The 13,005-nt window shown below is 32.5% G+C and carries 12 protein-coding genes and 1 other annotated feature; of the genes, 3 read left to right on the top strand and 9 right to left on the bottom strand.

Going from position 1 to position 13,005, the window contains the following annotated elements; translation table 11 throughout:
* Window positions 1-4: 4 nt before the first annotated feature.
* The 9 genes from nifE to modA all read right to left on the bottom strand — a co-directional run bounded on the left by nifE (window position 5) and on the right by modA (window position 9,355).
* Window positions 5-1,396, bottom strand: coding sequence for a nitrogenase iron-molybdenum cofactor biosynthesis protein NifE (nifE, locus tag I6U48_RS12760; protein ID WP_218320851.1), 1,392 nt, complete (start codon window positions 1,394-1,396; stop codon window positions 5-7).
* Window positions 1,397-1,579: 183 nt separating this feature from the next.
* A complete protein-coding gene (gene nifK, locus I6U48_RS12755; protein WP_218320850.1) occupies window positions 1,580-2,941 on the bottom strand; it encodes a nitrogenase molybdenum-iron protein subunit beta in 1,362 nt (453 codons plus the stop codon).
* Entirely contained in the window at window positions 2,941-4,536 is a 1,596-nt protein-coding gene (gene nifD / locus I6U48_RS12750) for a nitrogenase molybdenum-iron protein alpha chain (RefSeq protein ID WP_218320849.1), read from the bottom strand. Before nifD ends, nifK begins: the two co-directional genes overlap by 1 nt.
* Window positions 4,537-4,559: 23 nt before the next feature.
* On the bottom strand, window positions 4,560-4,943 hold the full coding sequence (locus tag I6U48_RS12745; RefSeq protein WP_218320848.1) for a P-II family nitrogen regulator: 384 nt from the start codon (window positions 4,941-4,943) through the stop codon (window positions 4,560-4,562).
* 13 nt (window positions 4,944-4,956) lie between these two features.
* Entirely contained in the window at window positions 4,957-5,283 is a 327-nt protein-coding gene (locus tag I6U48_RS12740; RefSeq protein ID WP_218320847.1) for a P-II family nitrogen regulator, read from the bottom strand.
* 138 nt (window positions 5,284-5,421) lie between these two features.
* Window positions 5,422-6,240: a nitrogenase iron protein gene (nifH, locus tag I6U48_RS12735; protein ID WP_218320846.1), complete on the bottom strand. Its 819-nt coding sequence runs from the start codon at window positions 6,238-6,240 to the stop codon at window positions 5,422-5,424.
* Between the two features lie 467 nt (window positions 6,241-6,707).
* Window positions 6,708-7,781 carry a sulfate/molybdate ABC transporter ATP-binding protein gene (locus I6U48_RS12730; protein ID WP_218320845.1) on the bottom strand — a complete coding sequence of 358 codons (1,074 nt, stop codon included), beginning with the start codon at window positions 7,779-7,781 and terminating at the stop codon, window positions 6,708-6,710.
* A 3-nt stretch (window positions 7,782-7,784) separates the two neighbouring features.
* On the bottom strand, window positions 7,785-8,468 hold the full coding sequence (gene modB / locus I6U48_RS12725) for a molybdate ABC transporter permease subunit (RefSeq protein ID WP_218320892.1): 684 nt from the start codon (window positions 8,466-8,468) through the stop codon (window positions 7,785-7,787).
* A gap of 56 nt (window positions 8,469-8,524) precedes the next feature.
* Window positions 8,525-9,355 carry a molybdate ABC transporter substrate-binding protein gene (modA, locus tag I6U48_RS12720; RefSeq protein ID WP_218320844.1) on the bottom strand — a complete coding sequence of 277 codons (831 nt, stop codon included), beginning with the start codon at window positions 9,353-9,355 and terminating at the stop codon, window positions 8,525-8,527.
* A gap of 447 nt (window positions 9,356-9,802) precedes the next feature.
* Here modA and I6U48_RS12715 point away from each other — a divergent pair, with 447 nt between their 5' ends.
* The 3 genes from I6U48_RS12715 to tyrS all read left to right on the top strand — a co-directional run bounded on the left by I6U48_RS12715 (window position 9,803) and on the right by tyrS (window position 12,972).
* Entirely contained in the window at window positions 9,803-10,768 is a 966-nt protein-coding gene (locus tag I6U48_RS12715; RefSeq protein ID WP_218320843.1) for a substrate-binding domain-containing protein, read from the top strand.
* Window positions 10,769-10,890: 122 nt separating this feature from the next.
* Entirely contained in the window at window positions 10,891-11,295 is a 405-nt protein-coding gene (locus I6U48_RS12710) for a winged helix-turn-helix transcriptional regulator (protein ID WP_218320842.1), read from the top strand.
* A 119-nt stretch (window positions 11,296-11,414) separates the two neighbouring features.
* Window positions 11,415-11,673, top strand: a binding site (T-box leader).
* Window positions 11,674-11,760: 87 nt separating this feature from the next.
* Window positions 11,761-12,972 carry a tyrosine--tRNA ligase gene (tyrS, locus tag I6U48_RS12705; protein WP_218320841.1) on the top strand — a complete coding sequence of 404 codons (1,212 nt, stop codon included), beginning with the start codon at window positions 11,761-11,763 and terminating at the stop codon, window positions 12,970-12,972.
* Window positions 12,973-13,005 lie beyond the last annotated feature (33 nt).

The raw sequence follows: 13,005 nt of genomic DNA, 5'->3' as shown, positions 1-13,005 counted from the left end.
CCTTTTATACATATTTCCAAACAGGACTATTTACTGTTAAGTCTATTTCTTTTGCAAAATTTACAGCTCCTTCAAAACCACATAGAGCATGCTTTCTTTCATGATTGTGATCACAAAAGGCCACTCCAAGTTTATAAGCTAAAGGTCTCTCCTTTACTCCACCAACTAATATATCTGCGCCTTTTTCAAGCATAAACTTTTCCAATTCTGCTGGGTTAGCATCATCTAATACTACTGTTCCTTCTTCTGCTATACTCCTTATAATGTCATAATCCTCTGCTTTTCCAGTTTGTGTCCCTACCATAACTGTTTTTATACCAAGATCTTTAAATTGTTTTATTAAAGAAATAGCTTTAAAGCCTCCCCCCACATAAATAGCTGCCTTCTTGCCCTTTAATCTTCCCCTATAATAATTAAGCTCTTTTTCCACCTTTTCTTCTTCTTTATATATTAATTCCTTTGCTCTCTCTTTTATTGTTTCATCTCCAAAAGCATCTGCAATTTGCATAAGAGATATTTTAGTATCTTCTACTCCAAAAAAGCTTATTTTTAGAAAAGGCATTCCATAAAGCTCTTCCATCCTTTTAGCTAAGTACGCCATGGAACCTGCACACTGTACAATGTTTAATTTTGCCTTAGGTGCCTCCATTATTTCTCTGCATGTGCTGTCTCCGGTGATTTTAGCAATTATATCAACTCCTATACGTTTTAAGTAATTATTTATAATCCAAACCTCTCCTGCTAAATTAAAATCACCTAAATAATTAATTCCATTTAGTTTTTGGTTGCTTTTTTCCTCTCCCATTAAATTAATGATTGCATTGCAAGCAGCTTTATATCCCATAGATTTATGTCCTGCAAAACCTGGAGATTTAACTGGAATGACCCTTATATTATGCTTTTTTTCTGCCATTTTGCAGACTGCATCTGTATCATCTCCAATAACACCAACAATGCAAGTTGAATATATAAAAATTACTTTTGGCTTATATTTTTCTACTATTTCATCTATTGCAGCAATTAGCTTTTTTTCTCCACCAAATATAACATCCGTTTCTCTTAAATCAGTAGAAAAACTATTTCTATATACTTCTTCACCACTGCTTAAACTCCCCCTTATATCCCAAGTATAACTAGCACAGCCAATAGGTCCATGTACTATGTGATAAGCATCAGTAATAGGATTTAAAACTACCCTTGCCCCACAATATACGCAAGCTCTTTGACTTACAGAGCCCGAAACACTTTCTTCATCACATCTTAAAGTCCCCTTATTATTTTTAGAATTGTAACATACAAAGGCCTCTCTTTCCTTTATCAAATCTTGTACTCTTTCTTCTATATTCTCTACAGTCTCAAGACACTCATTGACAATCTCTTTAGGTAAACTTTCCATATACTCACCTCCTGCTAAAATTAAATAATTCTAAAGTTTAAATATAGTTTTTATAAATATTAAAAGTAACAAACATTGGATATAACATAAAACTTAATCTATAAAATAAATATCTAAACCCAAAAGGGGATAAGAATTTAAAATATAAATTTTATAAATTAAGCTTTATATATCAAAATTTAACTATCTTACTAATTCAAAATCTTCATCTCTGCACTCTCTGTCCATTCTATCGAGTATTGCACTGCACATTGCTTCCATCAATCTAATAGCTCCCTTATACCCCACTGTTGGCATATAATAATGTGCATATCTATCTAAAATAGGAAAACCAAATCTTACAAAAGGTATATCTTCCGCTCTGGCAATAAACTTTCCATGAGTATTTCCTATTAATAAATCTACAGACTCGTTTTTAATCCATTGGTGAAGCTGAAATAGATCTGAAGCGCTTTTAGCATATCCTTCTATCTCTGCTTTCTCCATTATTTTTTCAACCTCTTTCTCAAATTCTTCTCCTGGAGTTCCTGTAATAACATATTTAGGTATCATTCCTAAACTAACCACAAATTCAGTTAAAGCTATTACCAAATCAGGGTCACCATAAATAGCTACTTTTTTACCATGAAAATATTGATAACTGTCCAGCATTAAATCAACTAATTGTCCTCTTTCTTCCTCTAGCTCATAAGGTATTTCTCTTCCTGTCATCTTTGATAAGACCATCAACAGCTCATCTACCGCTTCTATTCCTATTGGAGTTTTTAACATATGAAAAGGTATTTTACACTTTTTCTCTAAAGCAACTGCCGCAGCCTTAGACGTATAGCTTCCAAGAGCAATGGTCTTCTCTGAGTTTCCAGCATCAATAATATCTGAAACCTTAGCTCCTCCTTTCGGATACATTTCGTATTTTTCTCCCATTGGAGAATCTACAACTCCACTGGTATCTGGAAACATTATATAAGGTACTCCCATAACATCAAATATTCTTTTAATCTCTCTCATATCTGAAGGATTAACAAATCCAGGTAAGATGTTAATTTTACCATTTTTAGTTCCGCTATTTTTCGAAAGATAATCTACCATAGCCTTAACCATGTTGGAAAATCCTGTTACATGAGACCCTACATAACTTGGGGTATTAGCATGAATAACCAATTTACCTTCTGGTATTTCTGCATCAGATATATACGTAGGCAAATCATCACCTATGGTCTCTGATAGGCAAGTAGTGTGAATAGCTATAATATCCGGATTATATACAGAAAAAATGTTTTTTATAGCCGTTTTTATATTAGACCCTCCTCCAAATACACTGGCTCCTTCTGTAAATGAACTAGTGGATGCCATTATTGGATCTTTAAAATGTCTTGTAAGCTGCATTCTATGATAGGAGCAGCATCCTTGTGAACCATGACTATGTGGAAGACAATTGTGAATTCCTAAGGCTGCATACATAGCTCCTATTGGCTGACAGGTTTTAGCAGGATTTATTTTTAAGGCTTTTCTTTCTATTATTTCTTTTGGTGTCATGTCTAACATTATTTATCACCTCCAACAAGTGTTCCTTCTAGCATCGGTTCTTTTTTCCAAGGTGGAGTTACATACCTCCAAGCTGGGGTATAAACACCAGCTGCTACTTCTCTAGCAAACACTAATGCTCCCCTAAAGCCTGCATAGGGTCCTGTATAATCGTAAGAGTGAAGTTGTTTTGATAAAACTCCCATTTTTTGAACTACGTACTTATCCTTTATTCCTGAGAAGAACATATCCGGATTCAATAGCTTTATAAACATTTCAGTTTCATGGTGGTTTAAGTCATCCACTACTATTGAGCCTTCCTCCATATCTTTTATCATTCCGGTATAATCTCCTAATGGTACTTGTTGTTTTAAGATTTCATATTTATCTTCCGGTATTATGATACGGTATTTGTCTTTATCCATCGTAACCGTAATTTCAGGAATGTTTTTACTGTCTGCATCCTTTTTTATTGTTGGAATTACTTCTCTTCCTTCATAATCATCCCTATGACCAAATTCATAGCCAGCAAGAATACTTTTTACTCCAAGATCCTTAAGCAGTATTTGATAATGGTGGGCTCTTGAGCCTCCAACAAATAAACATGCAGTTTTTCCCTTTAATTTTTCCTTATAATAATCTATTTCACCTTGAATTTCATCCAGTTCTTCCTTTATAACCTCCTCTGTTTTTTCATATAAATATGGATCATCAAAGCACTTTGCTAAATTCCTTAAGGTTTCAACCATTCCTGTTACACCAATGAAATTTGCTTTTATCCATGGAGTTCCATATTTTGTTTCTATCATTTCAGCAATATAATTTATTGATCTGTGACATTGTACTAGGTTTATATCTGCTGAGTGTGCATTTTCAATACTTTCATAGGTAGCATCACCACTTAAAGTTGCAACTACATTGTATCCAATTTTATTTAAAACTCTTTCAATTTCCCAAGCATCTCCACCTATGTTGTATTCACCTAAAATACCTATGGAATATTTTTTATGCTCCTTTGTTCCTTTACCTATGACATTCTCTAGAATAATATTGTTGGCTATGTGGTGTCCAGCAGACTGACTTACTCCTTTGTAGCCTTCACAGCTAAAAGCAAGTACATCTATTCCATATTCCTTTCTTGCCTCTTGTGCAACTGCATTAATATCATCACCTATAAGACCTACAGGACAGGTGGCATAAATTCCTATGGCCTTTGGGTGAAAAATTTCAACTGCTTCTTTTATGGCTTGTTTCAATTTATTAACTCCACCAAAAACTATATCGCTTTCCTGCATATCTGTTGAAAAACAATATTCAATAAAATTTTGCCCTCCTTCTTCTAACTTTGCCTTATTTCTTCTGGTGCCCCAAGCATAATAAGCACATCCGATAGGCCCATGTACTATATGAAGCATATCCTTAATAGGTCCCATAACAACACCTTTACATCCAGCATAGCAGCAGCCTCTGTTGGTGATTATCCCCGGTATTGTTCTTACATTTGCTTGTATAATAGGTTTTTCATTCTCTCCAGTTTTTACAACTATATGTTCTTTTCTATTCTTGAAAGCTTTAGCAGGGTATTTTTCTAAAACTTTGTCAATTACTTTCTTCATTTAACAATCACCTCTTCTCACTATTAAATTGCCTCTGCTCCTTTTTCTCCAGTTCTTACTCTAATTGCATCTAACACATTAACGACAAATATCTTTCCATCCCCTGGGTTCCCTGTGTTATTCACTTCCATAATTGTATTTACTACCTTCTGCAAATCTTCATCATTAACTAAAAGTACTATCATCCTTTTAGAGACCAATCTATGAAATTCTGAAACCTGTTCTGCAATATTTCTATTTTCAATAATCTCTGGTGAAATTACATCAGAAAACAATGAAAAATCTATTTTTTTCTTTCCACGACCCATTACTTTTCTGCAGGTAAATCCAGAAAATCCTTCTTTGAGAAGAGCCTCTTTTGTTTTATTTACCATATGCATCCTTATAATAGCAGTGACTTCTTTCATAAGTACCCCTCCTTTACAATTCTTTAGAGCTTGAACTTATTGTATACACCTCTTCAACAGGGGTAACAAATATTTTTCCATCACCAAAAGCACCCTTTTGCCCTGTTTTGGCATTTTTCATAATTATTCCTATTACATCCTCTTTCTCTTCATCTTTTACCACTAACATAAGAATTTCCTTAGGTATCTCATCATAATATATTTCTCCTACTTTGACCCCCCTTTGTTTTCCTCTTCCTACTACATCATATTTAGTAACAGCTGGAAACCCTGCATCACATAGTTCTGAAAGAACTAAAGCAGTCTTTTCTGGTCTTATAATAGCCTTTATCATTAACATAAATTGACCTCCTTATTTAACTATGTTATAATATAATTGCTTAAATATATTTAGTATTTCTGCACGTAATATATCTCTCATTGTCGCAAAATGGGGGATATATTTTTCTAGTGTATTTTTCATAATTTCACTCCACTTTTATTCATTAAGACCATATTCCATTAATATCTCTTCTAGTCTTTCTTGTTTCATTGGTTTTGGTATAACAAACATGTCATTTCCATCTATTTTCTGTGCTAACTGTCTATATTCATCTGCTTGTTCTGCTGTTGTATCAAAGTCTATGACAGTCTTTTTATTTATTTCTGCCTTTGTAACCATAGGACTTCTTGGAACAAAGTGAATTAATTGACTTCCAAGTTCCTTAGCAAATGCATCTAATAGTTCATATTCATTAGCTACCTTTCTGCTATTACATATAATACCACCCAATCTAACTCCACCACTATTTGCATATTTTTGAATACCTTTTGATATATTATTTGCTGCATATAATGCCATCATTTCACCACTGGCAACTATATATATTTCTTGCGCTTTTCCTTCACGAATAGGCATAGCAAAACCTCCACAAACAACGTCTCCTAATACATCATAAAATACATAATCCAAATCATCTGTATACGCTCCTAATTGCTCAAGCATGTTTATAGAAGTTATTATCCCTCTACCTGCACAACCCACGCCTGGTTCTGGTCCACCAGATTCAACACACCTAATTCCACCAAAACCTGGTTTTAATATTAAATCTAAATCTACATCCTCTCCTTCTTCTCTTAATGTATCTAATACTGATTTTTGAGCTAAACCATTTAATAATAATCTTGTTGAATCTGCCTTAGGATCACATCCTACTACCATAATATTTTTTCCCATAGTTGCAAGTCCTGCTGTAAGATTTTGTGTTGTTGTAGATTTTCCAATTCCGCCTTTTCCATAAATAGCTACCTGTCTCATTTCTATTCCTCCTCGAATTTTTTATTCAAAGTCTTTTCGCTGTTTGACTTTAAATGAATATAACATAAAAAATTTATATGTTCAATATGATTTTTAACATTTTCTTAATTTTTGAGGGTATTTTTTGTTGATTTATCATTTAAATTAATTCGATTTTCTCACTTTATCATTAATAGAATACATTTACAATTCGTTATTTTGAAAATTTTCTAAAATTTATTTTAATCACATTTAGACAAAGCCATAGTTAATTCTGGTTTTATACCCCCTCAAATTACATGGAGTTATGTCATGTTACTTTATGTTTAGTTATGAATTGTTATATACTGCTGTTTTAGTTAATCTAGTAAATTATATAAATTTTATCTTAGAATTTACAATTTATATAAAATTTTAGATTTGCTCCTGCAGCGAATTAGAAAAAGGATAAAATTCTAAAAGCAGGCTTTCACCTGCTTTTAGAATTTTTATTTTTCATCTTCAATTAAAAATAGCTTTTCTCTATCAATACATATATTCCAAGGCTGTGGAACATCTTTTATAGCAATCCATTCTTCCTTTGTAAGTTCTAATTGTAAACTCACGGATCTGTATTTTGTTTCTTCTTCAATAATCTTCAAATAAACTGTAACTGTAAAAGGACCTTCTCGTACAAAATCCATAATACCTTTAAAGGTATTATCTTCACCATCGAAATCACCGATATGAATGTGATGTGCTCTGATTCCTGCATAAGCTACAGAAGCTTTAATGCTATCTTTTATTTTCAGCTTACACCCCCAATCCAATGCTTCAATATAATCTTTATCCAAGATTCTAACTCTAGATATGTTTTTACATCCCGTTAACTGTGCTGCTGATAAGGTTGGTGGCTTAGAAAAGATTTTTTCCTTTGAGCCACAAGCTGACATTTTTCCTTTAGATAGTACAACTAAGTTTTCGCACATTCTATATATTTCCTCTAAGTTATGTGAAACAAATATTACATTGCCTTTATAATTTAATAATGAATCTATAATTTGTCTTTCTAATTTACTTTTCAAATGATTATCTATAGCTGAAAATGGTTCATCAAGTAATAAGATTTCCGGTTCTACTGCTAATGTTCTTGCAAGAGCAACTCTCTGCTGCTGACCTCCAGAAAGTTGGTTTGGAAATTTACTTTCAAGGCCTTCAAGCTGCATAAGTTCTATTTTTTCTTTCACCTTTCCTTCCTGCTCTTTTTTAGAAAATCTTTTTAATCCAAGCCTTATATTTTCAACTACTGTCATATGAGGAAAAAGCGCATAATTTTGAAATAAAAATCCTACTTTCCTTTTATTAGCTTTAATATTTATTTTTTTATCTGAATCATAAAGAACTCTGTCATTTAAAACAATTCTTCCTTTAGTAGGTGTTTCTAATCCAGCAATGCACCTAAGAGTCATGCTTTTACCTGATCCTGAAGCTCCTAGGAGTCCAATTATCTCTTCATTCGTATTAAAAGTAACTTTCAGATTAAATTCAGGTAAGTTTTTCTCAATATCTACGTATATTCCCATGTGTTACCCCCTAAATCCGTATATCAATTTTCTTTGATATTCAGACCAACAATTCATTAAAACCATAACTAGCATAGAAATAGCTACAATCAATATTACCCATATAAGAGCTGTACTCATTTCTCCACTTTCTGCTGCGAAATAAATGGCAACTGGAATAGTTTGTGTCTTACCCGGTATATTTCCTGCAATCATAAGCGTTGCTCCAAATTCTCCAAGTGCCCTTGTAAAAGCAAGCACCGTACCAACAATTACACCTGGCCACGCTAATGGTATTATAATTTTCCAAAAAACTGTCCATTCAGACAATCCTAAAGTTTTTGCAGCATTTATAATGTTGTTATCTATTTGCTCAAAAGAACTCCTTGTTGTTTTATACATTAATGGAAAAGCAACAACTGCTGCCGATATTATTGTAGAGGGCCAGGAAAAAATTATACTTGTATTAAGCTCAAGAAGTAATTTACCAATAGGTCCATTGGTTCCAAATATGAGTAATAAAAAAAATCCTACTACTGTTGGAGGTAAAACAAGTGGAAGAATAAGTACAGTGTCCATGACACCTTTTAGTTTCCCATGATAACCTTCCATAAAGTATGCAGCTGCAATCCCAATAAAAAATATTATACATGTAGCTGTAATTGTCGTTTTTAAAGAAATCCACATTGGTGACAAATCAAACAATATTTTTATCCCCCCTATTTAGTTCATACTAAGCAAAGTATTCAAAGCATCTTTACTCATTATTTATTTTGTGATACCTTAAATCCATACTTTTCTAATATGTCCTTGCCTTCTTCTCCCGATACAAAATTCATAAAGTCTATAGAAACGTCTGCATTTTTACTATTTTTAATAACAGCACCTGGATATATTACAGGCTTATGAGAATCTTTAGGTGCCTTAGCTATAATTTTAACCTTGTTGGATATTTTTGCATCTGTTTCATAAACAATCCCTGCATCAACATTTTTGGTTTCTACCCATGCTAATACTTCCTTTACGTCTTTACCTAAGACAATTTTTGACTTTACTTTATCCATCAATTTTAAATTTGTTAATACTTCTTCAGAATATTGTCCTACTGGTACAGTTTTAGGTTCTCCCAATGCTATTTTTTTTACCTTATCCTCTGCTAAATCATTAAAACCAGTAATATTTTCTGCGTCTTTTGGTGCAATTAGTACAACCTCATTCTCTAATAAATTCTTTACTGTTTCGTTCAATAAAAGATTTTTTTGTTTTAATACATCCATTTGCTTTGTTCCTGCTGATATAAATATGTCTACTGGTGCACCTTGTTCAATTTGGTTTTGCAGTGTCCCTGATGCCCCAAAGTTATATGTAATTTTAATATTTGGTTTTTCTTTATTATAAGCTTGTTTTATCTCCTCCATTGCATCTTTTAAACTAGCTGCTGCTGATACAGTTAAGGTAACAGCTTTGCTTTGTGATTTTGTAGAATCAGTATTTCCTTGGTCTTTCGAAGTTTTATTGGAATTTTCACAGCCTACAAAAACAAGAATAATTCCTAAAAGTAAAAAAGCAAATAGATTTTTTCTTAAACTTTTCATAAGAACACCTCCAAATTTAAATTAATAAAAGGTTACATTACATAACATAACAATATAAAACTGCACAAATTTACATAGTCATGATATTTTGTGTTTAATTATAATTGCATCTTAATATTAAATCAAGAACTTTTTTAATTATTAATTAATTTTAGCCTAATTTAATTGATAATTTATTAATTAAATGTTATAATAAATATCAAATTACTAAAAGCCCTTTAAAGATATTTTTTATTATCCCAAGCGCCTGCAATTTAGTTTACATATAAATTAAATTGCAGCTTTCTAATTTTCCAGAATAATTATATGTATAGGTCAAGGTCAGACACTTAATTTTTACTTAAGAGTATATTTTCAAAACTTATCCTACCAATAATACTGTCAATATATTTAACATCGTGAATAAGTGTTCATCATGCACTCTATACTGAAAGTAGGTGATATAAAATGTTAGAAGACACATCTTTAACTCCACAAGAAGTTGCAAACAAATTAAAAATTGCTAAAAATACAGTATATGAATTAATAAAACGTGGAGAATTAAATGGGTATAAGGTTGGGAAAAAAATTAGAATAGATTTAAAAGATGTGGAGGAGTATAAAAATAGAACTAAACAAATAAAAATCAAAAATACTGAAATAAATCAGAATACTCCTTCAAAATTCATAAAAACTTCTTCTCTTCTTTTAGAGGATATTTACTCAAATGATGGTTTTATAATTTGTGGTCAAGATATGCTTCTTGACATATTATCACGATATTTAGAGCTTCATCCTAATGGAGTACATGCTCTTCGTTCATATACCGGAAGCTACAATGGTTTGCTTGCACTTTATCAAGGAAATGTGCAAGTAGCTACTTCCCATTTATGGGATGGAGATTCTAATCAGTATAATATTCCTTATGTGAGAAGGCTTGTCCCTGGCATCCCAACAGTAATAATTCACCTTGCATGCCGGATGCAGGGTTTTTACGTGGCTAAAGGAAATCCTAAGAACATAAAAACTTGGGAAGATTTAAAAAAACCTAATATAATCATAATCAACAGAGAAAAAGGCTGTGGAACTAGAATTCTTTTAGACGAACAATTGCGTAAACTTAATATAGATAGATATAAAATTAAAGGTTACAATAAAGAGGTATTCTCTCATTTAGCAGTTGCCAGCAGCGTTGCCCGTGGAAGTGCCGATGTTGGTTTGGGAAATGAAAAAACCAGTCTTCAAGTTCAAAATATAGATTTCATTCCACTTCAAAACGAAAGATATGAGTTAGTTATAAAAAAAGAGGATCTAAATAAACCTTCTTTTAAAGCCATTATTGACATTGTACGTTCAAAGGAGTTTAAGACAGAGTTACTCGGTATAGGTGGTTACGTTATTACAGAAACTGGAAATATAATAGCAGAGTTGTAAAATTGTTGATAAAAAATTTTTATATTAGCTAGTTTATAGTATAATACTAATCAAGAATACGCTTTAATTACAGATTGTATCCTAAATAATACTAATAAACTATGCAAATAAGGAGATTTATTATGAGCAAAGAAAGTAGAAAATCAAAAGAAGCTATATGTGAGCTTGAAGTTACTTTTAGCGTTGTAGGTGGCAGATGGAAGCCCTTAATATTATGGTTTCTTAAAGAGTATGACACCCTGAGATTTGGACAACTTCAGCATTTGATCCCGGATATAACGCATAAGATATTAACAAAGCAATTGAGAGATCTTGAAGAGAACCAACTTATAGAAAGAAAAGTATATCCAGAAGTTCCCCCAAGAGTTGAATACTCGATTACAAAATGTGGAAAAGAAATAGTGCCTATCCTCGAAATGATGTGTGATTGGGCTCATAAGAACAATTTTTTTGGCTATTCTTTGAAATATGATATATGCGAAATAGAACTAGATGATTCTTTGAAATCAAATAATGATGCTATATAACTATCTAATTTTAAAGATACATTTACCTATTGACTTTAGATATACCATAGAGTATAATTTTTTTAATTAATATCTGCATAACGAAAATTTGCGGCATTCCGCATTTTGGAGTATAAGAAATAAAAGCTGCGATAAGAATTAGTAGCAATCAGTATACCAGACAGAAAGTTACCGTATGATGAGAGGTGCATGGTTAATGATTGTGAATACATCTTTGAGCTTCGCACCGAACGGATTTACTAAGTAGGCTGCGACGGAAACCTGCACCCGTTATCGTGATAGAGTATCTCATTTTGTAATGATGTACTTGATAAGGTAAGCAATGTGAGTTGTTTATAAACCTAAGGTGGTAACACGAAATATAATCTCGTCCTTTTGAAAAAAGGGGCGAGTTTTTTTATTGCTGCTTTTACACTCTTATAGACCTTGCAAATATTGAAATAATATTTCAAGGAGATGTTAAATATGTTAACAGCAAATGAACAAATGCGAATTATCTGCAAAGGAGTTCACTCTCTTATAAACGAGGAAGAGTTATTTTCAAAGCTGCAAAAATCCTGTGAAGAGAAAAAAACAATGATCATTAAACTGGGCCTTGACCCCTCTGCACCAGACATTCATTTAGGCCATGCAGTTGTACTGCGTAAAATCAAACAAATGCAGACTTTAGGTCATCATGCAGTAATTATTATTGGGGATTTCACCGGAAAAATCGGCGACCCTACTGGAAAGTCTAAAGGCAGAGTTGCACTAACTGATGAACAAGTAAAAGAAAATGCCAAAACCTATTGCGATCAAATTTTCAAAATACTTGATATTGAAAAAACAGAAGTGCGATTTAATAGTGAATGGCTTTCTAAACTTAATTTTGAAGATGTCATCAGACTTGCTGCTACCACCACTGTTGCAAGAATTTTAGAACGAAATGATTTTCAAAATAGATATCAAAAACAGGTTCCAATTGGAATCCATGAATTTTTTTATCCCCTAATGCAGGCTTATGATTCCATAGCAATTAAAGCTGATATCGAGTTTGGTGGTACAGATCAAACCTTTAATATTCTTATGGGTAGATCGCTACAGAAAACCTGGAATCAAGAACAGCAGATTGCCATCTTTATGCCTATCCTTGAAGGATTAGATGGCATGGAAAAAATGAGTAAAAGCCTTGGAAACTATATTGGTGTTAATGAAGCTGCTGAAGTAATGTTTAAAAAAGTCATGGAAATCCCTGACAAACTCATCATTAAATATTTTGAACTAGCCACAGATGAGCATCCCGATGAAATTGATAAAATCAAGGCAGAGCTGGATAACGGTTCAAACCCAAGGAATGCTAAATACCGTTTAGCTATAATTATAACCTCTCTTTACCATACAAAAGAGGATGTGGAAAAAGCAGTTGCTTACTATGATATGGCATTCAGCAAGAAAGCCATTCCTGACGATATTCCAGAGCTTTTAATCGGATTAAAAAAAGAAACTATTGAGGATATTATTCCAAGGTTAATGGATATGAAGTTCATAAAGAGTAAAAGTGAGTTTATGAGATTAATAAATCAAGGAGGCGTTCAGTTAAATGGTGAAAAATTGACATCAAATGATATAAGCAGAGTTATAACTTGCAGCGAAGTCATGAAAATTGGTAAAAAGCGCTTTTTGAGATTTGTAAAATAATATAGGTAACAACGGCCGAAAGTAGACTTATGC

The sequence above is a fragment of the Clostridium thailandense genome (genome assembly GCF_019207025.1).
Classification (GTDB): Bacteria; Bacillota; Clostridia; order Clostridiales; family Clostridiaceae; genus Clostridium_AM; species Clostridium_AM thailandense.
Note: the sequence above shows the minus strand (reverse complement) of the source record. Positions and strands in the feature narration are given on the sequence as shown.